Annotated in this window: 22 protein-coding genes; 8 read left to right on the top strand and 14 right to left on the bottom strand. The window is 54.1% G+C overall.

Annotated features, from left to right (window positions below; all coding sequences use genetic code 11):
* Nucleotides 1-15 precede the first annotated feature (15 nt).
* Genes AC3CB2_RS18385 through AC3CB2_RS18375 form a run of 3 tightly spaced genes read left to right on the top strand, consistent with a single transcriptional unit; the run spans nucleotide 16 to nucleotide 3329 of the window.
* Complete coding sequence (locus AC3CB2_RS18385; RefSeq protein WP_352935951.1) at nucleotides 16-993, top strand: ABC transporter permease; 978 nt, start codon at nucleotides 16-18, stop codon at nucleotides 991-993.
* Complete coding sequence (locus AC3CB2_RS18380; protein WP_352935953.1) at nucleotides 959-1843, top strand: ABC transporter permease; 885 nt, start codon at nucleotides 959-961, stop codon at nucleotides 1841-1843. Before AC3CB2_RS18385 ends, AC3CB2_RS18380 begins: the two co-directional genes overlap by 35 nt.
* Nucleotides 1830-3329, top strand: coding sequence for an ABC transporter ATP-binding protein (locus AC3CB2_RS18375; protein WP_352935955.1), 1500 nt, complete (start codon nucleotides 1830-1832; stop codon nucleotides 3327-3329). Before AC3CB2_RS18380 ends, AC3CB2_RS18375 begins: the two co-directional genes overlap by 14 nt.
* 40 nt (nucleotides 3330-3369) lie before the next feature.
* Here the strand turns inward: AC3CB2_RS18375 and AC3CB2_RS18370 are convergent, their stop codons facing one another.
* The 9 genes from AC3CB2_RS18370 to AC3CB2_RS18330 all read right to left on the bottom strand — a co-directional run bounded on the left by AC3CB2_RS18370 (nucleotide 3370) and on the right by AC3CB2_RS18330 (nucleotide 11387).
* On the bottom strand, nucleotides 3370-3921 hold the full coding sequence (locus AC3CB2_RS18370) for a gamma-glutamylcyclotransferase (protein WP_352935958.1): 552 nt from the start codon (nucleotides 3919-3921) through the stop codon (nucleotides 3370-3372).
* Nucleotides 3922-4001: 80 nt separating this feature from the next.
* Entirely contained in the window at nucleotides 4002-4673 is a 672-nt protein-coding gene (locus tag AC3CB2_RS18365; protein WP_352935961.1) for a M23 family metallopeptidase, read from the bottom strand.
* On the bottom strand, nucleotides 4670-5218 hold the full coding sequence (locus AC3CB2_RS18360; RefSeq protein ID WP_352935964.1) for a hypothetical protein: 549 nt from the start codon (nucleotides 5216-5218) through the stop codon (nucleotides 4670-4672). Before AC3CB2_RS18360 ends, AC3CB2_RS18365 begins: the two co-directional genes overlap by 4 nt.
* 62 nt (nucleotides 5219-5280) lie before the next feature.
* Nucleotides 5281-6477, bottom strand: coding sequence for an acyl-CoA dehydrogenase family protein (locus AC3CB2_RS18355; protein WP_352935967.1), 1197 nt, complete (start codon nucleotides 6475-6477; stop codon nucleotides 5281-5283).
* A 35-nt stretch (nucleotides 6478-6512) separates the two neighbouring features.
* Nucleotides 6513-6947: an acyl-CoA thioesterase gene (locus AC3CB2_RS18350; protein WP_008549314.1), complete on the bottom strand. Its 435-nt coding sequence runs from the start codon at nucleotides 6945-6947 to the stop codon at nucleotides 6513-6515.
* Nucleotides 6928-7578, bottom strand: a complete 651-nt coding sequence (locus AC3CB2_RS18345) for a prephenate dehydratase (protein ID WP_352935971.1) — start codon at nucleotides 7576-7578, stop codon at nucleotides 6928-6930. The genes AC3CB2_RS18350 and AC3CB2_RS18345 overlap by 20 nt, the downstream gene beginning before the upstream one ends.
* A 417-nt stretch (nucleotides 7579-7995) precedes the next feature.
* The gene (locus AC3CB2_RS18340; protein ID WP_352935974.1) at nucleotides 7996-8694 is read right to left on the bottom strand and encodes a glutathione S-transferase family protein; all 699 of its coding nucleotides are present in this window, start codon (nucleotides 8692-8694) and stop codon (nucleotides 7996-7998) included.
* Between the two features lie 173 nt (nucleotides 8695-8867).
* The gene (locus tag AC3CB2_RS18335) at nucleotides 8868-9800 is read right to left on the bottom strand and encodes a LysR family transcriptional regulator (RefSeq protein ID WP_352935976.1); all 933 of its coding nucleotides are present in this window, start codon (nucleotides 9798-9800) and stop codon (nucleotides 8868-8870) included.
* A 651-nt stretch (nucleotides 9801-10451) separates the two neighbouring features.
* Nucleotides 10452-11387 (bottom strand): LysR substrate-binding domain-containing protein, encoded by a 936-nt coding sequence (locus tag AC3CB2_RS18330; RefSeq protein WP_352935979.1) that lies wholly within the window; start codon nucleotides 11385-11387, stop codon nucleotides 10452-10454.
* 125 nt (nucleotides 11388-11512) lie between these two features.
* Between AC3CB2_RS18330 and AC3CB2_RS18325 the strand changes: the two genes are divergently transcribed.
* From AC3CB2_RS18325 to AC3CB2_RS18305, 5 genes are all read left to right on the top strand, one after another.
* Nucleotides 11513-12349 (top strand): transporter substrate-binding domain-containing protein, encoded by an 837-nt coding sequence (locus AC3CB2_RS18325; RefSeq protein ID WP_352935982.1) that lies wholly within the window; start codon nucleotides 11513-11515, stop codon nucleotides 12347-12349.
* A 4-nt stretch (nucleotides 12350-12353) separates the two neighbouring features.
* Entirely contained in the window at nucleotides 12354-13328 is a 975-nt protein-coding gene (locus tag AC3CB2_RS18320; protein ID WP_352935984.1) for an amino acid ABC transporter permease, read from the top strand.
* Nucleotides 13329-13392: 64 nt separating this feature from the next.
* Complete coding sequence (locus tag AC3CB2_RS18315; RefSeq protein ID WP_352935986.1) at nucleotides 13393-14199, top strand: gamma-glutamyl-gamma-aminobutyrate hydrolase family protein; 807 nt, start codon at nucleotides 13393-13395, stop codon at nucleotides 14197-14199.
* Between the two features lie 120 nt (nucleotides 14200-14319).
* Entirely contained in the window at nucleotides 14320-14889 is a 570-nt protein-coding gene (locus tag AC3CB2_RS18310; protein WP_352935989.1) for a DUF3885 domain-containing protein, read from the top strand.
* Nucleotides 14890-14929: 40 nt separating this feature from the next.
* The gene (locus tag AC3CB2_RS18305; protein WP_352935992.1) at nucleotides 14930-15826 is read left to right on the top strand and encodes an alpha/beta fold hydrolase; all 897 of its coding nucleotides are present in this window, start codon (nucleotides 14930-14932) and stop codon (nucleotides 15824-15826) included.
* Nucleotides 15827-15878: 52 nt separating this feature from the next.
* Here the strand turns inward: AC3CB2_RS18305 and pobA are convergent, their stop codons facing one another.
* From pobA to AC3CB2_RS18280, 5 genes are all read right to left on the bottom strand, one after another.
* Nucleotides 15879-17096: a 4-hydroxybenzoate 3-monooxygenase gene (gene pobA / locus AC3CB2_RS18300; RefSeq protein WP_352935995.1), complete on the bottom strand. Its 1218-nt coding sequence runs from the start codon at nucleotides 17094-17096 to the stop codon at nucleotides 15879-15881.
* Nucleotides 17097-17300: 204 nt separating this feature from the next.
* The gene (locus tag AC3CB2_RS18295) at nucleotides 17301-17927 is read right to left on the bottom strand and encodes a histidine phosphatase family protein (protein ID WP_352935998.1); all 627 of its coding nucleotides are present in this window, start codon (nucleotides 17925-17927) and stop codon (nucleotides 17301-17303) included.
* A gap of 27 nt (nucleotides 17928-17954) precedes the next feature.
* The gene (locus tag AC3CB2_RS18290) at nucleotides 17955-19310 is read right to left on the bottom strand and encodes a TRAP transporter large permease (RefSeq protein ID WP_352936001.1); all 1356 of its coding nucleotides are present in this window, start codon (nucleotides 19308-19310) and stop codon (nucleotides 17955-17957) included.
* Complete coding sequence (locus AC3CB2_RS18285; RefSeq protein WP_054784124.1) at nucleotides 19310-19822, bottom strand: TRAP transporter small permease; 513 nt, start codon at nucleotides 19820-19822, stop codon at nucleotides 19310-19312. Before AC3CB2_RS18285 ends, AC3CB2_RS18290 begins: the two co-directional genes overlap by 1 nt.
* A gap of 2 nt (nucleotides 19823-19824) precedes the next feature.
* Entirely contained in the window at nucleotides 19825-20859 is a 1035-nt protein-coding gene (locus tag AC3CB2_RS18280; protein WP_352936005.1) for a TRAP transporter substrate-binding protein, read from the bottom strand.
* Nucleotides 20860-21081 lie beyond the last annotated feature (222 nt).

The following is a 21081-nucleotide window of genomic DNA, read 5'->3' as shown; positions in this document are numbered from 1 at the left end:
AGGTAGGCCGTTCTTGTGGTTCCCCCGATACTTATAAATCTTCTTTCCGGTCTTAGCGTCCGTTTGCTGGTGTTCTTCCTGTTGGTTCTGCTTGTGTTTTTTCTGCCGCGCCTGTTGCCGGGCGATCCTGTTGCAATCTTCTTGTCCTCCGACCTTTCGCGGGATCTGAGCGGAAGCGAAGCGGAAGAGCTGCGTTCTCAATTTGGTGTGGCCGGCGGCTGGCTTCAGCAACTGGGGGAGTACCTGTCCAATCTGGTTGTCGGTGATTTGGGGTACTCTGTCCCTCATGCAGCGCCAGTCTCTCAACTGCTCAAAGCAGCGATCCCCTGGACACTGCTTTTGATCGCCTGCGCAGCGCCGCTGTTTTTGATTGCAGGAGCTGCCGGGGGTATCGAAGCGGGCAAAGCACCGGGGGCTTTGTTTGATCGTGTTGCCACGGGCACTGTCACTGTGATTGCCAGTATTCCGCCTTTTACCGCAGCCGTTCTGTTGCTGCTGGCCTTTGGCATTTTGTGGCCGGTGTTGCCTGCTGGTGGAGCGGAGCCTCTGTTCCCCAGTGATAACCCTTTACAACGTGACTTCGACGTTGCCCGCCACGCCATTCTGCCCGTGCTGGCGCTGTCGCTGCATGAGGTGTCCCGCTTTTACTTTCTGGCACGCGGAGAAGCGATCACGCTGTCTCAGCGGCCTTTCATTATTAATGCCTGTGGCCGCGGCATCAAAGGCTGGCGGTTGCGGACAGCGTATTACGGAAGAAGCCTGTTTCCAGTCTTCCTCGCCCGTATGAGTGACTCACTGACAGGTCTGTTCGGGGCAGTGTTGTTTGTTGAGATCGTCTTCTCTTATCCGGGCACAGGGCACTTGATCTACAACGCTATTTTGGACCGTGATTATGTGCTATTGCAGGGGGCGGTGATTGTGATGGCGGGGCTTGTACTGCTGCTCAACTGGATCATCGATGCGGTGGCAACAAGTCTGGCGCGGAGAGGTTGAGCTGATGCTTGGTTACTGGTCTCCCGTCACCCAAAGTGCAGGCTTTGTCTCCAAGGGCGCATTGGCTGCCTCCGTCATCCTGATGATGGCTGGTTTCACACTGTCGGAAAGCCTACCCGCTTACAAAACCAGCCCGGATGTGCTGCATCCTCCCAGTGCAGAGTACTGGCTTGGCACCAACGGTATCGGGCAGGATGTGTTCATCGGTCTGGTGCGCGCCGCGCCCGTCACAATCTTCCTTGCCTTGGTGACAGCAACGGCTGCATTGGCTCTGGCTCTGGCAGCTTCCAGTCTGGCGGCCTTTGGTGGTCCGGCGGTGCGCGGTGCAGTTCTGCGCGTGGTGGATGTGCTGCAAGTGATCCCATCCATTCTGTTGCTGCTGCTTTTGGCGGCCTGGATACAGCCCGGCTTCCTTGGGCTTGTGGTGCTGCTCGCACTGACGGGATGGCATGAGGATGTGCGTGTGGCACTCCCGATCTTACTGCGCGAACTGACACGCGAGAACGTGCATTTTGCGCGGCGGATGGGCGCCAGTCGCACCTACTGTCTGCGCCATCACATCCTGCCTGCCATCTGGCCTGCGATTGTGGGGCTGTTCCTGCAAAATGTGCGGCAGGCTGCTTTGAAAAGCGCGGGGTTTGGCTTCCTCGGCCTGACTGATCCACGCCTGCTCACATGGGGCAGCATGATGCAGGATGCGATGGAGCACCTCTATACAGATGCCTGGGCATGGTTGCTTCTGCCTCCCGCTGGCGCGCTTTCTCTCTTTCTCATCGGGATCCTCATAATTGGTGAAGGGTACTCGCAAAGCGGCGGGCTCACCGGAAAGGAACAATATGATCCGGGTTGAGCAACTGAATCTATTTTTCGGAGAGCGTCCGTTACTGCAAGATGTGTCCTTTGAGATTGGCCGAGGCCAGACGCTTGCGGTTATTGGTGAGCCGGGCGGTGGTAAGACGAGCCTTGCCCGATCGCTGATGGGATTGATCCAGGGGTGCAGACTGACGGCACAAGAAAAGCCGCTGCCCTCCAGCCATTTCAGCTGGAGTGGGGATGCGTGGCTTGGGGAGATGAACGTGCTGCGTTCTTCCCGTGCTCAACTGCAAGCGATGCGTGGACGGACGGCAGGCCTGATTGTGCAGGCACTTTCTGATGCCCTCAACCCGCACCTGACCGTGCTGCAGCATGTGCAGGAGATGTTAAGGGCCCATGGCTTGAGTGAGAGGGATGCCCGCGAAGAATGCGCCATCGGTAACATTCCTGACAGGCTTTTGCCACGCTACCCGACCGCCTTGAGTGGCGGCGAAATACAGCGGGTGCTGACTGTACTTGCCCTCGCGAACTCTCCTGAGTTTCTGATCATGGATGAACCCACAGCGGCGCTGGATAGCTTCAATCGGGAGATTGCGATCCGCTCCTTCCAAAACGGCTCTAAGCAGCGCTGCCAGATGTTGATTACCCACGACATCGAGTTGGCCCGGCGTTTGGCCACCCATGTTGGTGTGTTGCGCAAAGGTAGGTTGACTGAGATTGGCCCCTCTGAAGATGTGCTGGATAGACCGCGCAGCATTTACACGCAGCAACTCCTCAAACTCCGCCGCAATGCAGGCAATCTGGTACCACTGCCGGTTTCTTCCAGTGGTGATAATCCTGCATTGGAGGTGCGCTCCGGCAATGGGTTGGTCATGGATAAGCTCAGCCATTCCATTGAGAACAGAGGGCTACTCTCCAGGATATCCGCCTTTGTGCCTGTAGGGAGTTGCCTTGCTATTCTGGGAGGCAGCGGAAGCGGGAAAACCACGCTGGCGCGGTTGCTGAGCGGTTATGAGAAGGTGCAGGAAGGCTACGTTTACTGGCAAAACGGAACGGAGCGCGAGAAGTCTGTTATCGCCTTGATCCCGCAACACCCTCACCGGGCTATGGCAAGCCACTTCTCGGTGTCTGATGTGCTGAAAGAAGCGCTGATGTTGTCACGTGGAGATCAGGCCGAGGCAACCCGGCTGTTGGATCGGGTGGGGTTGCCAACAGATGCCGACTTCCTCAGCCGCAAAACGCGAGAGCTTTCTGGCGGTGAAGCACAGCGGCTGGTGATTGCCCGTGCCCTTGCCACACGTCCACAGTGTCTGGTGGCGGATGAACCCACTTCCGCGCTGGATATGCAGGCGCGCAGTCATGTGCTGGAGATCTTGCGGGGGGTGATGCGCAATCGCAAAACAGCGCTGGTTCTCTTCACGCATGACCAGGCGGCTGCGCGATCCCTTGCCGACAAGGTCTGCCATTTGGAGCAGGGCACTCTCATTTGCAGTGAAGCGCCCGCAACGAATGTGGCGAGTTGAAAAGTGCCGGCACGCCGCTGAAACTGGCGTACCGGGTTTATCAGGCTGTGATGACTTCCGAAGACTGTATTGTGCGTACGCGATCGGACAGCCAATCGAGATCTGGATCAGCAATGCCAAGCTCCCGCAGATGGTCAGCGGTGTTCCAGAGGTAATCGCAGTTCGGGCCTTTTTCGCCTGCTGCTGTGGCGATGATTTGCGCCTGCTCCTCAGCATTGAAGGAGCCGTATTGCTCATGCTCCCGGTTCACCACATAGGTCAATGCCTCAACTTGGCGTCCATCTTGCAGCTGAAGTGTTGTGATGATCTCCCGGTAAGCCGGATTAAACAGTTCTCGTGCCCGCAAACCTTCCAGCACTTCGTCCTGCTTGTCCTGCGGAATGCCCAGGGCAACGCCGCTGCAATAGGAGTCTGGTGCTGCATCAAGGGCAAGGACGAGGCCGTGCTGGTCAAAGGTGCCGCGGTAGCGCAGAGAGCAAAGGCAGAACCTCCGCTTCCAGCCATCCAGACGCGCTGGCACCTGCTCAACAGGCTCAAAACCGGGGTGCCAGATGAGGGAGCCATAGCCAAAGACCCAGAGAATGTTGGTCATTTCATTTCCCTTTCAGGGTTCAACGGAAAAGCAAAAAGGGCACCTTGTGAGGCGCCCTTTGGTATTCGTGGTCTGCCGGATCAATCCATGATCAACTGATAAGAGGCAACCAGACTGGTGTAAGGCGGCAAGAACACGGCCTTTGGCTCACCATTCAGCATGATCGTATCTTTGGCATCGAAGTGCAGATGGATCGGAAGCGGACCAAGCCAGTTGTTGGAGATCTTGCCAATGCGGCTGCCCTTGGCGATCTTGTCCATCGGCTTCACCTGAAGCGTCTTCATATCCAGATGCACGTAACGATACAGCGTACCAGTCGGGCTCTGAATGGTCACACCAAAGCGGCCCACATGAGCCACGATGCCATCTTCTGCCGCCACTGCCCAATGCTTGCTGGCTTCACAAGTTGCCGGGCGAATGTCCTGTCCCTGGTGACCACCTGAGGCACATAGCGGCAGATCAGCCTTGCGAAACTCGCAGAAGTTATCGCGCCATGGATAGGAGTAGTTGGCCGGATCACATTCTGACCCGCCATTGCCTTTGAACCCACCGGGCGCATAAGCGTGGGAGTTGGCATAGGCTGGCCCGGATTCCACCGGAAAGCGCATCTGCGGGAAGTAGATGGCGTGGCTGGCAACACCCTGACCGGTGTTCTCAATCAAATCTCCCGGCATCATGAAGCGGGACGCGTCGTCAGCCTGTGCAGAGAAACTAAAGGCCAGTGCCAGACAAAGAGAGATAAAACGCATCATTTGGCCGCTCCATTCACGACAAGAAGGGTCTGAACGACACTGTTGAGGAACTCCGGCTTACGACACCGCACATCCTTGATCGGGTTATCGCAGGTCAGGCGGATGGTGTAATGCGCGCCGTAGCGGTTTAGGTTGTAATCCGCACCGCTGCCGATGCTCTCATAGGCAACGGCTTGGTGATGGCCTGTCAGATCCTTTGTTCCTGTCAGCACGGTGTGCGAACCTAAAATGCTGACCTGTGCGCCTTCCAGTGTGTAGAAGGCGGCATAGGCTGAGTTCTGGTTGGCGAACTGTGGTGTTTCCATCTTGGCATCGCTGCCGAAAATCAGGACAGGCAGTTCAACGGTTCGCAGCTCGCCATTGGCGGCTGCAACGAACTTTTCGATGGCTTCCGGGTCACGTGCCAGCGACCGTTTTGCGGCAATCTTGGCGGCGGACCAGTCAATAGCAGTTGGCACCCGCTCTACGCCGTTCTTGGCGAGTGCAGGTGCTGTGGTTGTTGCTGCCAGAAGAGTGGCCGCAAGTGCGACTTTGGCAAATTCCATAAGTAACTCCTGTGAGCTCAAAGAAAGAGCAAAGCCCCGGCAATATCGGGGCCTGCCTGGGATCACGCTGTTTCCAGAATGCGCTCCTGCGGTGGCTCTGCTGCTTCTTTCGCAGCCTTGGCTTCCAATCGTTTCATCTGGCTGATGATGTTGCGGCGGTGCATTTCTTCGGTGCCGCCCACAGCGCAGAAAGCAAGTGCATCTCGGAGGAAAGTGGAGACTTCGCCCTGATGGTAGCCTTTGGTGCCGTAAAGCTTGAGAAGATCAATCGCGCCGCTGGTGATCGCCTCGGCGCCAACTAGTTTGGCGATCGAGCAGGTCATGCCTGCTTCCGGTGCGCCAGCCAGCAATTGTTGAAGCGCGCCATAGGCGGTCCACTTTGCAGCTTCTGCGGAGATGCGCATGTCAGTCAACTTTTTCTGCACGTACTGGAACTCAAGTACCGGCACCTCAAAGGTCTGGCGCTGCTGCGCATAGCTCATGGCTGCTTTCAGCATTGGTTCCACCAGCCACGCAGATACGAGGCCGTAATACAACCTGCCCAGAGATACGAAGGTGATGAGGTTGCGCAGGCCCTTGCCGGGAACACCAAGCAGGTCACCATAGTGAAGCGGGATATTGTTGAACTTCATCGGTCCTGTTGGCAGATCCAGATTGCCGAGCTTCTGGTCATACTCACCAACTTCAAGACCCTGCGTGCCAGAATCCAGCAGGATCAGCGAGATGCCATCGCGGGCATGTCCATCCAGCTTGCACACGACAAGCGTAAAGTCCGCCACAGGTGCATGAGCAATGTTGTACTTGGCGCCGTTGAGCACGAAAGTCTCGTTTGGTCCCGGTGTCAGGACGGAGGACGTGGAGCGCACATCCGTGCCCGTATCCGGGTCGGCAATCGCTGTTGCGCTCAGTTTGCCCTTCAGGATGCGGCCAAGATAGTCTCTCTTCTGCGCTTCCGTGCCAAACAGGTTGAGCGCATGCACCATGCCCGCCTGCGCGATGACGGAAAGCAGAATGCCGGGTGTGCGTACCGAGGAGGCTAGTCCCTCTAGCGCTGCTGTAAAGTCCCACCAATCGGTGCCTTCACCGCCATATTCGGCAGGCACAATGATCTTCCAGAGACCGGCTTCTAAAAGCCGGTCCCAAGTGTCCTGATCAAAAGCCTGTCTGCCAGCATGCAGTGCGGAGTGGTCAACCTGACTACCGATTTGGGCATACTTTGCCCGCAGAGCCTGTTGACGTTCATTCCATTGTAGATCCATCAGAGATCTCCAGATTTTGAGAAAAGTGACAGGTCTTATGCTGGCTGGTGCATGGCGACAGGTTCTTGAAGTTGAGCCACTGCAGCCTTGAAGTCATCCGGCACCGGATAGGTTGACTGCTTTTCGTAGTCGAACATCACGTGCGTAGAGGAGGCGTTGGCGACGACACGGCCATCCGCATCATCCAGACGCATTTCGTGCTGCATCTCAAAGCTCTTGCCACCAAACTTGGTCACGCGGCTCAGCACCACCAGACGATCGCCATAGAGCGCCTGAGAAACGTAGTCACAGGAGGTCTTCACCATGATGTGCGGCAGCTTCTCAGACTTTGGCAGTTTGAGCAGATCATGCATGTATTCCAGATAAGCGGACTGCATGTAATCGTAGTAGATTGGGCTGCTCACATGGCCCATGGAGTCAGTATCGCGATAGCGGATTTCGATCGGTGTTTCATAAGCTTTCTGTGTCATGAAATTCCCTCCTGTTGGGGTTTTGAAATTCACTCGTAAACGATGGGTGGGAGGCCGGGGTGGCTTGTAGTGGGCCGTGAATAGTGAAGCCCATGGGCACAGGACCGTGCTTTCTTAGGATTGTCAGTGAAAACTCGTTGGCAGCGCACAGCGTGGTGATGCAGCCATCCGCTTCGCCTTTGGCGCAGACAGCAGCAGCTTGCGCGTTGCTGGTGACGAACTTGCGCTCAATAGACGCTGGGATCAGCTTTTCAGGTGCCGGGTGTGTGGCGCAGAGCTTGGGTGTTTCGCCGGTAGAAGACGCCAGAACCATGTTGTCGGTGTTCATGATGAACACGTCCATCAGCTTCAGCTCACCGATGTGTTCGTAAATGATGGAATGCAGATGCGGGTAGGCCACCACACTCAGAAGAACGGATTTTCTGCATTTAGCAACGGCTTCTGCTGCCAGTTCCATCGTGGCATGAAGAAAGACCTCAGCATTCTTGCAATGGCGTGCAGCCCATCTCAGGGCAGCTCTCTCGCAGTTCGTGCCGGTGGGGCCAAGTGTGTGCACTTGTCGGACCCAATCAAAGGACAGTGGGGCTGTCCCTTTTGCCAAATATTCCGGTGTTTCAAGATGTGCATCCATAAATCCTCTGATCCTTCACCTGGAAAGAAAATCTGAAAAATGCCGGTTCAGGAGATGCGCATAGCGCGGCCCCTGACAAACTGCGTTGGCTTGTCATTTTTGTTATGCGTGGGCAGAGAAAGAGCGTTCACAGACCCGGTCGAATCTGTGCTGTGTCACTGCCGGTTGTGAGGTAGGTTTCGTCCCTCGCGTCCAATAATATTTTTTCGTGTGGCCCTATGGAGCCGGAAAGGATTGCTAAGAACAAGATGAAAATACTGATGGCTTCCCTCAGGATAGATGAGGCACCCTTCAGTAAACTTTATATCTGGCAAATTATTGATAATACAATGACTTGCACAAAAAGAAGGCATCGCAGAAAATGCGATGCCTTCTGAACATCTTATGGATTTTGCGTTGCCTGAAGAGTGTGCAGCGTTAGGCTGCGACTGCTTCGCTGACCGCTTTGCGGCCCACGCCCCCATGAAGATCGAGCATGCGTTCGAACCACATCTGGACAGGGTCCGTTGCTGCAAAAAATGGTTCAGCACAACAGACGTTGCACCACTGCAGCGTACCAAACAGAACATAGTCAGCATGCATGGCTTTCTCGCCGCCAAGCCAGTCTTGCGTTGCCAGCAGATCGCGCACCGGATTGAGCTTCTCCGGCAAGGTTGCCAGCTCCGCATCGCGATTGGCGTAGACGTCCTCCAGCGATTTTCCGAAGCGCTTTTCACGTGCAGTGCGGAAGTAAGCACGGTCCGCATCACTCATGATGTTGTACATGTCCATCACAGCTATCACGGCCAGTGTCGGATGCAGAACTGTTTTGCAATAGCTCTCCACGAAACGTGAGAGCTGCAGGCCGCCATCGCCATCAAACAAGCTAGGTGTGTCTTTGTAGATGGCTTCCAGATATTGCGCGATCTCGAAGCTGTCGCCGAGCAAGGTGCCCTGATCGTTGAGCACGGGTACGCTGCTATAGGAACCGTCTTCAATACTGGAAATATCGCCGAAGGATACGGGCTTCAGGTCAAACGTGAGTCCCTTGTGCTTCAGGGACATGATGATCTTCCAGACATGCGGGGAATAGTGCTGCCCGGAGGCACCGCTGAGGCTGTATAGAATTCTTTGCATGTGGCTTCTCCCGATGAGAATTAAAAATGAAAAATTCCTCAGTATTCCAGATTGTTGTTGTCTTTGACGCCAACTGGGGAGAGCAGCCATCCACCCAATCGGAAAGCAATGTGCAGCGGACTTCAGCCCAGAAGCTGGGCTGAAGTCGTGCGTGTTTGTTTTCTTGAAAAAGATCAGGAGGCGATCAGCGCCGCCTCTATGTTTTGGTCACTCTGAAACGGAATGCTGGTACAGTTGTCCGTTGCCAGAATGGAACGCACCGCCGCGATTACAGGATCGTCGATCCGACAGGACAAATGCGCAAACAACACGCGGGCTGATTTTTGCACCTGTGTCAGCAGAACGATATCGCCTTCCTGCTCCCGAGGGTTGGTTGAGTTGGCGTGCACGAGGCCGATGCCAACACCGCTGGCGATCAATGCGCGGGTGACCCCCTCGTCATCCACGTTGATCACGCGTTTTGGCCGGATGCCGTGCGTTTCCAACAGATCGCGCGCCAACCGTCCGCAACAGGAGTTGCAGCTGGGGTAGATCCACGGCACGTCTTCCAACGCCTTCCAGTTGACCTCAGAAGCCGACGGCACAAGATTGGCCGGTGCAGCGAGGTAGACGCAGAAGTTGGAGATCTCCAGCGTGGAGAGATCGGAATCATCCTCGCCGGTTTCCGTATAGAACCCTGCATCCAGACTTCCATTGCGGATGCCTTCCAGCACTTTGACAGAAGCCCGATGCTGGAGCTCCACCTCCACCTCGGGGAACTCCTGGGCCAAAGCTGCCAGAAGGTTGCTGACCACGCCGGTGCTGGAGTTGCGGCCCGCGCCGAGTGAAAGTTGCCCTGCCAGGCTGCCGCGCAGCCGGGAGGCTTCCTCCAGAAACTTTTGGTGCCTGTCGAGCAGCTGATGGGCTTCGTTCAGCAAACGCTGCCCGTCTGGCGTCACCGCCATGCCTCTTGGGGTGCGCTGGAACAGAGTGAGCCCCAGCGTTTCTTCCATGTTTTTTATGTGCGCACTAACAGCCGGTTGGCTTCGAAAAAGCAGTTCAGAAGCTTTGGTGATGCTGCCCTCACGAGCAACTGTCACAAAGGTTTTGAGTTGATGAATGTCCATCCTTTTCCTTCCAATAAGAAAAGAGTCTCTTGAACGTATTCGGCTCTGAAAAGGACAATAACTGTGCTCAGCCGTTGGCTTTGGGCTAGTATGCTGGCTCCCGCTAAAAGGGTATGCCCTGTCATCAGCCTACGATAACTCTGCAGCTACACCAAGCCTACTTTCGGGGACGTGCTCCGAAACGGGTGAGGTTCCAGCTTAGCTGTGAGGAACCTGCAGGCAGATTGGGTGCCGGTTATTGTGAACGCGGATTGATTCCATCGCGATAAGTAAAATAAATTGTGGTGTTGATGAATATTTTGAGTGATTACCATCATCTATGCAGTTTTGTTTCCGTAATTTCGATTAGTGATTTTAATTTTATTATGTTCATCCATGTAAAAATCTATTTTTATGACTACATGAGATTTATCTATTTAATATGACAATACATGACTTCAGAATATTGTATAGATTTAAAGTGGAATATTGATAATCACTTAGAGGAATTCTAATTTATTCTTGAGTTTATTAGGGCGATTTGCTCAAAAAAGCATCATGCATCTGACGAAATGACGGCTTTCGCAGCGCTCAACTGGCAATGTGTTTGCGAGCCTGTGTGATCTACTCAGAGATTATCCAAGGGCTTTGATAAGCCCGGCACATCCGTTGCTAGCGGATATGCATCGCTTGCATTTCAGCACTCAGCCAGTTGATGAAATCCCACACTTGAGCTGAGGGAATGGACGTTTCCGGCAGCACGAACTGGAAGGCCCGCTGGCAAGGGAGTGTTTCCCGGAATGGTTCGATGAGCGTGCCTGCATTCAACGCATCTATGACGTAAAGATCTCTAAGGATGGCAAAGCCACGCCCAGCAATGGCGCTTTGCAGGATCAGGTCGGTGTTGTTGAAGGTGAGCTGCGGGACCATCTGGCCGGAGAAGTCTGGCCAATAGGCTTCCAGATACTTCTGCCAATGAAACGCTTCGTCTTCATGGATAAAGTCCGCCTTCGCAAACAGCTCAACGGGGGCAGAATGCGGGGCTATTGGCTCGCCTGCCAGTGCTTCCAGATAACTGGGCGCACACACCACCCGCATCCGTTCCTGTGGCAGTGGGATGAGAGGGGAGGCCCCGAGATCTCCTTCCGGCTTCGGCAACAAGCGCAGAGCCACGTCCAGCTTCTCCTCCGCAAAATCAACGAAGCGGTTCGCAGCGCTGATGCGGATGGCCACGTTGGGATGCCGAGCGGAGAACTCGGCCAGACGTGGGACGAGCATAATGGAGGCTAAAGAGGGAGCGATGCCGATTGTCAGCTGTTTTCGCGCTGTCTGGCTGGCAAGCAGGTATGAGAGATTCTCTATACCATTGTTGATTGCAGAGACTTCGGAAAGAATATCCTGCACCAGCTCCGTCTGCTCCAGATTACGCCCGTTCATGCGGAACAGTTTGACATCCCAACGCTCTTCTAACTGCTTGATATGATAAGATATAGTTGGTTGAGAGACATTCAGTTCCCGCGCGGCAGCAGAGATGGATTTGTGCCGAGCAACAGCATCCAGTGCGCGTAATTCCTGAAGGGTGGGGACGAAACGTCGGGAGATAGCCATAGGTTATATATAGAGTTTTTCTATACATGGATCAATCAGACTGATTTGTCTTGCTTTGAACCGCACCTATAAACTGCCCAAAATTTTGAAAATTGTCCGTCAAAATGACGAAATTGGGGGTTGGGATGTTTAAAAATACCGGAAAAGCCATCATTGGGGCTGCATTGTTTGTCTCTGTAAGTGTTGTTGGTCTGAGCGCACAGGCTGGAGAGGCTCTGGACGCGATCATGAAGAACAAGACGCTGGTTGTGGGGTCAAACTCTGATTATCGCCCGAACGCGTTCATGGGAGATGACAACCAGCTGCAGGGCTTCGATATCGATGTCTCCAAAGAGATTGCTAAGCGACTAGGCGTGGACGTGCAGTTCGTCACCCCAGGTTGGGAAGTGATGACCGCAGGGCGCTGGCACGGCAGATGGCACATGGTGGTTGGCTCCATGACCCCAACCAAAGCCCGCGCGCAGGTGCTGGACTTCCCGGCTGTCTACTACTACACCCCGGCGGCGTTTGCGGTTCATAAGAACTCCAAAGCCACCTCACTGGCGGACCTGAACGGCAAGGTCATCGGCGTAGTGGGTTCCTCCACCTACCACAAATATCTGGAGCACAAGCTTGAGATTGATGCGGTTGGCGCGCCATCCTTTGAGTACGCCGTGACACCGGGCGAGATCAAACTTTACAGCGACATCAACGAGTTCGATGAGCTTTCCCTTGGTGACGGTGTGCGTCTGGACGCGCTGGCGCAGTCCGTTCCTGTCATTCAGCAGGCGATGAAGAAGGGCCTGCCGATCAAACAGCTGGGTGATCCAATCTTCTATGAGCCGCTGGCGATTGCGATTGACAAGGGTGATAAGGAACTTAACGACAAGTTAGCTGCTATCGTGGATGAGATGAAGAATGACGGCACGCTCGCCGAGCTCTCCAAGAAGTGGCACGGTGCGGATTTGGTAAGCGTTAAGTAAGACCATGATCACACTCACCAATGGTGCTTTCAGGCAGGGGCCAGCCCGCCTGAAAGCTGCAGCAACGCTCGGACTGCTGGCCTTCGCACTGGCGTTTGCTCTGGCTTTCAATCAAGGCCTGATTGGCTCGTTCCTGCGCCCTGCAATGAACGAAGAAACACTCTCCGGCTGGTGGGGGCGCTTTTCTGTATCCATGGTGATTTTCCTGGCAGTCTCAGGCTTTGGCTATCTGGTCCTGAGCCTGTCCCGCCGGGCACAGCTGATAACGGTCTGGCTGTTACTGGCAGCTGGGGCGTTTGGCTTCTTTTTGAGTTTTGAGTTGAGCTTTGAGTTCATTGGTAGGAAACTGCCCTTCCTGCTGGGCACGGGAGCGTTCACCACACTCTACGTCTCTGCCATTTCCATTTCGCTGGCCTTTGCGTTTGCGCTCATGGGCGCCACGGCGAAACTCTCAGGCATTGGCGTGATTGAAGGTGTGGGGGCGTTTTACACCTCCTACTTCCGCGGTGTGCCGCTGCTTGTGCAGCTCTTCCTGATCTACCTAGGCCTGCCACAGATTGGCTATGTGATCTCGCCGGTGCCTGCCGCCATCATCGCTCTGTCGCTAGTGTACGGGGCCTACATGACCGAGATTTTCCGCTCTGGCATTCAGTCCATTTCAGTCGGCCAGTGGGAAGCTGCGGATGCGCTCGGGCTGCAACGCTTGCTAACCTTCAGAAAAGTCATTCTGCCTCAAGCCATGCGGGTTATTGTGCCGCCAACGGGCAACCAGTTCATAGCCATGCTCAAGGATTCCTCGCTGGTTTCCGTGGTTGGAGTTTGGGACATCATGTTCATAGCCAGAACGCAGGGGCGGTCTGACTTCAAGATTTTGGAGATGCTGATCACAGCCTCCATCATCTACTGGGTGATGTCTGTTATGCTGGAGTTTGTGCAACAGCGGATCGAAAACCACTACGCCAAATCGCTGAAGCGATAACTATACTTTCAATGATTTCAGAGCGCGACTGCGCAGATATTTAGTGCCCTGAAGGGATACGCTTATGACAAATAACAGTGGCATCACCACTCTGCCGAGTGCGGTTGCTGAAAAAAGACCTATTGTCGGCATCCTGGCGAATTCCTCCGAAGAGGCCGGTCTGACAACACAGACCATCGACGATAAGTACCTGACTGCCGCCATGCAGGCTGTTGGAGCTGTCCCAGTCATCCTGCCAACACTGCTGAGTGACGCAGAACTGGCGCATGTCCTGTCACTGGTGGACGGCATTATTCTGACAGGCGATGCCTCTAACATTCAACCGTCTTACTACCGTCGCGGTGGCACGGTTGAAAGCCACGGCCCATTTGATGACAAGCGGGATCGTGCTGCCTTTGCGCTGATCCGTGCCACGTTTGCAAAGAACATCCCGCTGCTCGGTATCTGCCGTGGCATGCAGGAGATGAACGTGGCCTTTGGCGGCACTATCCGCAACGATCTTTATGAAAACAAAGCCTTCGCGCTGCACCGCCCCATCGACTACAAGCTGCCTCCAAAGCAGCGTTATGATGCAGCCCATCAGCTTTGCCTTGAAGAAAATGGGCTCCTTCGTGACATCCTTGGTGATGGCACCCACCATGTGAACTCACTGCATGAGCAGGCCGTGGACACGTTGGGGGACGGCCTCATGCTGGATGCGACTTCTGAGGATGGGGTGATTGAAGCCTTTCATCATCCAGAGAAGGAGTTCTTCCTTGGCATTCAATGGCATGCGGAGTTTGAGGCGGTAAACAATCCGGTATCAACGCGCATTTTTGCAGCCTTTGCTGAGGCCATGCAATGCACAGAACGGGTGAAGGCCTTTCTGTAATTCCTGCGAATTCAAAGAGGATTGCATCAAAATACCTAGGAGAATTCGAACCAATCTCCACTAAGTCTTATCGGATCACCCAATTGTTCTGCTGAGTGGTTGAGACAGGGTTGTATCATTGTGAAAAGGTTCATTGACGAGTGGAAGGGCTATTTTGGGGACTTACCTCCCTACAGCCATTATCTCCGCAATGTGATGCCTGAAAGGTGGGTCAGGTTCCACGCCTTACCAGATGCCAAGCGCTATGCCGAGACACCGGAAGAAGAGGCAATCGTCTTCGACCGGGGCCGCATTCTGGGCAACCGGATCTTGAAGGAGGGGCAAAAATGCCTCTTCGTTGAGTACTTTCCCAACTTTGAAGAGTACCCCTTGCCCTACAGCCATAAACTGCTTGATCAGTTTCGGCTGAAATACTGGTTCAAGTGGAAGTATGAGGAAGACCCGTTTGGTGAGCAGGAGACAATTGGCTTCTATGGAAATGAAGTCCGGTGGTTTCCTGAGGTCTATCGAGGCGCCTTTAAAGATGCAGCACATGATGACGAGCGCTTCTTGCTGATGAACCGCGAGAGCTCCCGGATTCTCGCGCCTTATGATGGCGGTTTCGACTGCTTTTTGCTGAATGCGGAAGAGGTGACACGCCTTAAGTCTGAGTTTGAAGAATGGCTTTCTCCCTGTAGCTCTGGTCTATAGTATTTCAAAGAGCTGCTGCACCATATGAGGGATGGGACTGATGAAATTTATTGAAGCCGGGGTGCTGAACGTTGCCTATATGGATGTGGGACCGAAATCAGGTGTTCCTGCCATCCTGCTCCACGGCTTTCCTTATGACGTGCACAGCTATGATGAAGTCTCCGTTATCCTCGCCAATCGCGGTTTCCGCTGCATCGTGCCTTACCTGCGCGGCTACGGCCCAACGCAATATCTTTCCCCCCAGACCCCACGCTCAGGCCAGCAAGGGGCACTGGCGTTTGACCTGCGCTCGCTGATGGTAGCGCTCGAAATTCCGCAGGCGATCCTTGCCGGATATGACTGGGGTGGCCGTGCAGCCTGCATCGCAGCGGCTCTGTGGCCGGAAAAGGTGAGGGGGCTGGTCAGTGGCGGTGTAGCCTACAACATCCAGAACATCCCGGCAGCCTATCGCCCAGCTTCGCCGGAAGATGAGTATCTGTGGTGGTATCAATACTACTTCCACACCGAGCGTGGGCGAAATGGTTTGGCTGAGAATAGGGAAGACCTAACACGGCTGCTCTGGCAGCAGTGGTCCCCGACCTGGGAGTTCTCCCGCCGCACGTTCCGTGAAACCTCCGAGAGCTTCGATAACCCGGATTTCGTGGATACGGTGATCCATTCTTACCGGCACCGCTTTGGCCTCTTAGAGGGCGATCCGGCCTATGAGAAGATTGAGGTTCTGCTGACTGCACAGCCCAAGATCAACGTACCAACCATTGCTTTGCTTGGTGCAGATGACGGTGTAAGTCCGCCGCGCCAAAGCCGGGGGCATGAAACCAACTTCAATGGATACTATGATGCCCGTGTGATTGATGGCGTGGGCCACAATCTGCCTCAGGAAAGCCCGGAGGCGTTCGCGGCAGCGATAATTGAGATTGCAGACCGGACAGAGCCCTAAGCTTCGCCACAAGGGTGGGGAGAGAGGGATGGGCCTCTCTCCAATCGCTGGATCAGGCAGCTGATAAGGTCAGCGCGTCCAGCTCTTCAAACGGCAATCCAACATACTCTTCTGCCAAAGCCCTCTGCTGGGTCTCGTTTTGCAGCAGCAACTCATAGCTATTCTGCTGGATCTTGGCATCAAAGCCATTCATCTCCGGGAATACATGCATCAGCTGTGTCATCCGCCAGGAGAAGTTCTCGGAGCTCCAGACCCGGCGCAGGGCCAGTTCTGAGTAGCGCTCCAGATGGGTCGAGCGATTGCTCTTGATCTGCTCAATCAACCCGCGTGAGAGATAGAACACATCAGAAGCTGCCAGATTGAGTCCTTTCGCGCCTGTTGGCGGCACGATATGCGCTGCATCTCCAGCAAGGAACATACGCCCGTACTGCATAGGCTCTGCCACGAAGCTGCGAAGCGGCGCGATGGACTTTTCGATGGAAGGGCCGGTGACAATCTCTGATGCGACTTCCGCCGGGAAGCGGGCCAGAAGCTCTTCCCAGAACCGCTCATCAGACCAGTCCATAACGCTGTCTGTCAACGGACACTGAATGTAATAGCGGCTCAGCAGCCGGTTGCGCTGTGAGGCAAGGGCGAAGCCGCGCTCATGATAGGCATAAACCAGATCCGGCAGCGGTGGCACTTCCGCCATGATACCCAGCCAACCAAACGGATAGGCACGCTCATAGGTGCGCAAAATGTCCGAGGGGATCGTCTTGCGGCTCACGCCATGGAAGCCATCGCAACCTGCAATGTAATCACAGTCCAGACGATGTGCTTGCCCGTCTTTCACATAGGTCACATAGGGCGCGTCTGCTGTGACATCATGCAGGGTCACATCCGCAGCTTCGTTGATGACATTGCCGCCCGCTTTCTCACGTGCGTCATACAAGTCTTCGGTGATGTCGGTCTGGCCGTAGACCATCATCTCCTTGCCCGTCCATTTGTGCGTATCAATGAAATGGCTCGGGAAGCCCTGCCGCGTAATCCATGAGCCTTTTTTACTCTTCCCGTTTTTGTCCATGCGTTCTGCCAGGCCGTAATCGCGCAGCAACTGCACAGTGCCTGTTTCCAGCAGACCCGCCCGGATGCGAGAGAGAACATAATCCTTGGTGCGTTGTTCCAGAACAACGCTATCGATGCCGTTTTTGCTCAGGATGTGAGACAGTAATAAACCAGCCGGACCGCCGCCGATAATCGCAACCTGAGTACGATCTCTATGGTAGGTCATGAAAAATTCCTTAGGTTCAAAACATCTGTCAGATCGCGGCAATTGGGATATGCGCTAAGTCAGAAGTAAAATGGATTGCGAATACACGTTTGAATAGTACTCAGTGTTGCCGTTTATGATTGCTATGTAAAATTGATTTATCAGCAAAAATCATAGCAAAATTGCTATGTGAGCCTTTGGGAAATTGATGAGGTGCTCTCGATGTTAGTTGGCCCCTTGAAGATGGCAAACATCATTGAGCCTTACCACTCTGGAACAGCCATCTTCATCACGTTTCAAATGTGTAATGCTGCAGGGCCTGATGTCGTACATAATGTTCTGCAGGTGGGTGTCACTTGAAAGACCAAGCCACCAGTTGATCATGCAAATTATCGAGTTTGCATGGCTAACAACCACTGCCCTCTCAATATTGGCCGCATCCAGTTGGTTCAGGTACTGTTCAATTCTGCTGTATAGCATCCTCCAGCTTTCTCCGCCGTCATACGGAATCCAATCAAGGATTGGCTGAGTTGGAGGAACTCGGATTTTATCGGCTTCAGCTTTAGGTAGATCCTTTGCTGCCCCGTAGTTCAGCTCGCGTAGTTCTGGGGTTTTGACGAGTTGGCCCCCAGTTCTTGCGGCTATCCATTTGCTCGTCTGGGATGCGCGCTTCAGGTCACTCGTAAAAATCGGAGTGGAACGAAAGCGAGCATCCTCTGCCAGATACTCAGCCGTTTGCTTTGCCTGATCAATGCCATGAGGTGTTAGGGTGGTATCAGTCCAACCACCCACAATACCCTGCAGCAAATGCTCACTTTCGCCGTGTCTCAAAAGGATGAGTTCGTTTAACATATCAATCCATGGTGACTTAGCGAATGTTTAGGAAAGCAGTTTCGGCAGCCAGAGGGTTAGGGCTGGGAAGCTGACCAGGATGGCGACGCGTACCAGTTCGGCTCCGAAGAAAGGTGCTACGCCTTTGAAAGTCTGGCTCATTGGCGTGTCTTTGGCCAGAGCTGAGATGACGAACACGTTCATACCCACTGGTGGCGTGATCAACCCAAGCTCGACCACAATCAGCGCCAGAATGCCAAACCAGATTTTCAGGTCTTCCGTGCTCATGCCATATCCGGCACCGTCTGCACTTTGATACATCCCGCCGTTCAGTTCCATCAGAACTGGCCAGAAGAACGGGATCACCAGTAACATCATAGACATACTGTCCATCAGGCATCCAAGCGCGATCAGAGCCAGCAGGATCAGCAGCATCACCGTCATCGGCTCCAGACCAGACCCTGCAATCCAGGCAGCGGTCTCTTGCGGAAGGCCAATGCGAGACATGAAGATCTTGAGCAGCTCAGCCCCGAGCAGGATCAGATAGATCATACCTGATGTGGCCGCGGTCTCCTTCAGCGCTTCGATCATGTCTCCAAACGCCAGATTGCGCTGGAGCAGGCCGAACATCATCACGAGGAACACACCCACCGCAGCAGCAGGTGTCGGATTATAGAAGCCGAAATAGATGCCCCCGATGACAAGTCCGAAAACGGTCAGCACAGGCAGCACGCCGAGGGAGGCAGCGAGGAACTCTTCGCGCGTTCCAGCGCCGCCAGCAGGGCCGGAGGAGGGGCTGACGAAAACGTAGAGCGCGATGACCGCTAAGAACAAAAGAACGGCCAAAATACCCGGAATAAACGCAGCAACGAACATAGTAACGATGTTCGCTTCCACGATCACTGCATAGATGATCAAAACAACGCTTGGCGGGATGAGAATGCCCAGAACTCCGCCAGCGGCGAGCGTTCCAGTTGCTAAAGCACCTGAATAACTATAACGCTTCAGCTCTGGTAGAGCCACTTTGCCCATGGTTGAGGCGGTCGCGAGCGAGGATCCGCAAACTGCGCCAAACCCAGCGCAGGAAGCGATGGCGGCCATCGCAGTACCGCCTTTCATCCAGCCCAGCCACGCATTGGCCGCTCTGAACAAGGACTGGCTCAAGCCGGTTTTCGAGGCGAGCGCTCCCATCAGAATAAACAGCGGAATGACGGAAAGGTCGTAAATGGCGAACTGGCCATAAGCCAATGTTTTCAATTGGCTAAGCAACAGCATCGGGCCGTTGATCAGCGCAATCCCGACCCCGCCAACAAGGATCATGGCGTAAGCAATCGGGATACGGATAACAATAAGGAACACCAAAACGGCGAGGGCACCAAAGCCCATAAAAAGACTAGCCGCCATCAGGTTCTCCGGATCAGATCTCTGGAGTTTTCACTCAAGGTGATGATTGCGCCAATGCTCAGCAGGAAAAGCGAAATCAAAACAGGTACATACGCATACCAAACAGGGATCTGCAAAATTGCGGTGGTGTATTCGTATTCTCGTTGATCAGACATACCATAGTACATGCGCCACAACAGCAGCAGCCCAAACCCAAACGCAATCACAGACGCGATCAATGCAAGAAGCGCTTTCAAACGAGGCCCGGCTTTGCTGGTAAAAATGTCTGCTGTGACATTGGCATCGGTGATCTGGCAGAACGGCAGGAAGGAGAAAACTGCGATAGCAACGCCGATCTCAGTGAGCTCAAAATCTCCGGGAAATGGAGCGGCCCACATGTTGCCAAGGGTGGAGTAGATATTGACTGCGACCACTGCCAGCAGAACCAAACCACCGGCAAGTGCCCATGCTACAATAAGTTTTTCGAAAGCACCGGCAATGCCGGTGCGTCCGAGTTTTTGAAAGGCGCCCATAGCTACTCGCTGTGCTTGGAAATCAATGCCTGTGCTTTTGCAACCATCGCGTTGCCATCAATGCCTTTTTTGGAAACTTCCGAGGTCCACTTTTCAACCACTGGAGCCAGAGCTTCTCTAAAGACAGCTGTTTCTTCGTCAGAAAGGGTGATGTGTTTGTTGCCTGACTTTACAGCGAGGCCGATGCCAAAGTCATCTGTCGCGCGCCAAACTTCACCAACCTTTGCCCACCACTCAGGGCCAGACGCATCGCGGAAGGCTTTCTGAATATCAGCAGGCAGGCCTTCCCAACGGCCTTTATTCATGGAAACCTGGAAGACAGAAGTACCAAAGCGCGCTTTGCCAGCACCTTCGATCTGGTATTCGGTCTGTTCCTGAATTTTTAGCGGTGGGATGATTTCCCAAGGAATGAACGCAGCATCAATCACGCCCTTCTGCAGAGCCGTCGGCAGTTCCGGAACCGGCATTGCGGCTGGAGATGCGCCGAGTGCTTCAATCACCCATGCACCGGTGCGCGATGGCGTGCGAATGCGCATGCCTGCCATATCTGCCGGGCTGCGCACTTCTTTATCACGTGTTTGCAAGCCGTTACCCGCATGCACGTGCAGGAACATCACTTCAAGGCCTTTGTAGTCAGCCTTAAGATCGCTCTCGAACATGTCGTAGAGCGCAAGGTTTGCAGCGCGAGGGTCATCTAGGAAAACAAACGGCAGTTCCATCACTTCAGTGCGTGGGAACAGGCCTGGTGTGTAGCCATTCAGGGTCCAGACCAGATCAACCACGCCGTCACGTGCCTGGTTTACAAGCTCAGGCGGGCGACCACCCAGTGACATGGATGGGTAGATCTCGATTTTGACCTGACCACCGGAATTCTCTTCAACGGCCTTTGCCCATGGTTCCAGCATCTTGGTCTGTGCGGGTGCCTTCGGGCTTAGAAAATGGTGAAGCTTAAAAGTGTATTCTGCCGCGCCTGCCATGGAAACACTGGCAAGCAGAAGCGCTGTTGAAGCGCAAAGGCCTTTGAAATTACCAAACATAAGTATGTGACCCTCCTGAAGAATGGTCTAAACCAGACATGCCTTCCTGATCCTGCACTTGGGACAGTCTCAGCTCCCGAAGGCTGTCGAATTCTTAATCACGATCCGGATGATCCGCCAAGGGAATTCTTAGGAATCACCACTGTGAATTCGGAGAATTACATACACTTTTCAAAATGAATAATGAAAAATACCGTGCTTTTCATGTCGCATTGGGTATCA

Source organism: Pseudovibrio sp. SCP20 (assembly GCF_057774105.1).
Note: the sequence above shows the minus strand (reverse complement) of the source record. Positions and strands in the feature narration are given on the sequence as shown.

Coding starts and splice junctions, on each gene's coding strand:
- AC3CB2_RS18370 (WP_352935958.1), bottom strand. CDS start 3,921: ATGACCAACATTCTCTGGGTCTTTGGCTATGGCTCCCTCATCTGGCAC.
- AC3CB2_RS18330 (WP_352935979.1), bottom strand. CDS start 11,387: ATGGCTATCTCCCGACGTTTCGTCCCCACCCTTCAGGAATTACGCGCA.
- AC3CB2_RS18360 (WP_352935964.1), bottom strand. CDS start 5,218: ATGGAATTTGCCAAAGTCGCACTTGCGGCCACTCTTCTGGCAGCAACA.
- AC3CB2_RS18305 (WP_352935992.1), top strand. CDS start 14,930: ATGAAATTTATTGAAGCCGGGGTGCTGAACGTTGCCTATATGGATGTG.
- AC3CB2_RS18365 (WP_352935961.1), bottom strand. CDS start 4,673: ATGATGCGTTTTATCTCTCTTTGTCTGGCACTGGCCTTTAGTTTCTCT.
- AC3CB2_RS18375 (WP_352935955.1), top strand. CDS start 1,830: ATGATCCGGGTTGAGCAACTGAATCTATTTTTCGGAGAGCGTCCGTTA.
- AC3CB2_RS18280 (WP_352936005.1), bottom strand. CDS start 20,859: ATGTTTGGTAATTTCAAAGGCCTTTGCGCTTCAACAGCGCTTCTGCTT.
- AC3CB2_RS18290 (WP_352936001.1), bottom strand. CDS start 19,310: ATGGCGGCTAGTCTTTTTATGGGCTTTGGTGCCCTCGCCGTTTTGGTG.
- AC3CB2_RS18345 (WP_352935971.1), bottom strand. CDS start 7,578: ATGGATGCACATCTTGAAACACCGGAATATTTGGCAAAAGGGACAGCC.
- AC3CB2_RS18295 (WP_352935998.1), bottom strand. CDS start 17,927: ATGTTAAACGAACTCATCCTTTTGAGACACGGCGAAAGTGAGCATTTG.
- AC3CB2_RS18380 (WP_352935953.1), top strand. CDS start 959: ATGCGGTGGCAACAAGTCTGGCGCGGAGAGGTTGAGCTGATGCTTGGT.
- AC3CB2_RS18340 (WP_352935974.1), bottom strand. CDS start 8,694: ATGCAAAGAATTCTATACAGCCTCAGCGGTGCCTCCGGGCAGCACTAT.
- AC3CB2_RS18350 (WP_008549314.1), bottom strand. CDS start 6,947: ATGACACAGAAAGCTTATGAAACACCGATCGAAATCCGCTATCGCGAT.
- AC3CB2_RS18285 (WP_054784124.1), bottom strand. CDS start 19,822: ATGGGCGCCTTTCAAAAACTCGGACGCACCGGCATTGCCGGTGCTTTC.
- AC3CB2_RS18325 (WP_352935982.1), top strand. CDS start 11,513: ATGTTTAAAAATACCGGAAAAGCCATCATTGGGGCTGCATTGTTTGTC.
- pobA (WP_352935995.1), bottom strand. CDS start 17,096: ATGACCTACCATAGAGATCGTACTCAGGTTGCGATTATCGGCGGCGGT.
- AC3CB2_RS18320 (WP_352935984.1), top strand. CDS start 12,354: ATGATCACACTCACCAATGGTGCTTTCAGGCAGGGGCCAGCCCGCCTG.
- AC3CB2_RS18355 (WP_352935967.1), bottom strand. CDS start 6,477: ATGGATCTACAATGGAATGAACGTCAACAGGCTCTGCGGGCAAAGTAT.
- AC3CB2_RS18315 (WP_352935986.1), top strand. CDS start 13,393: ATGACAAATAACAGTGGCATCACCACTCTGCCGAGTGCGGTTGCTGAA.
- AC3CB2_RS18335 (WP_352935976.1), bottom strand. CDS start 9,800: ATGGACATTCATCAACTCAAAACCTTTGTGACAGTTGCTCGTGAGGGC.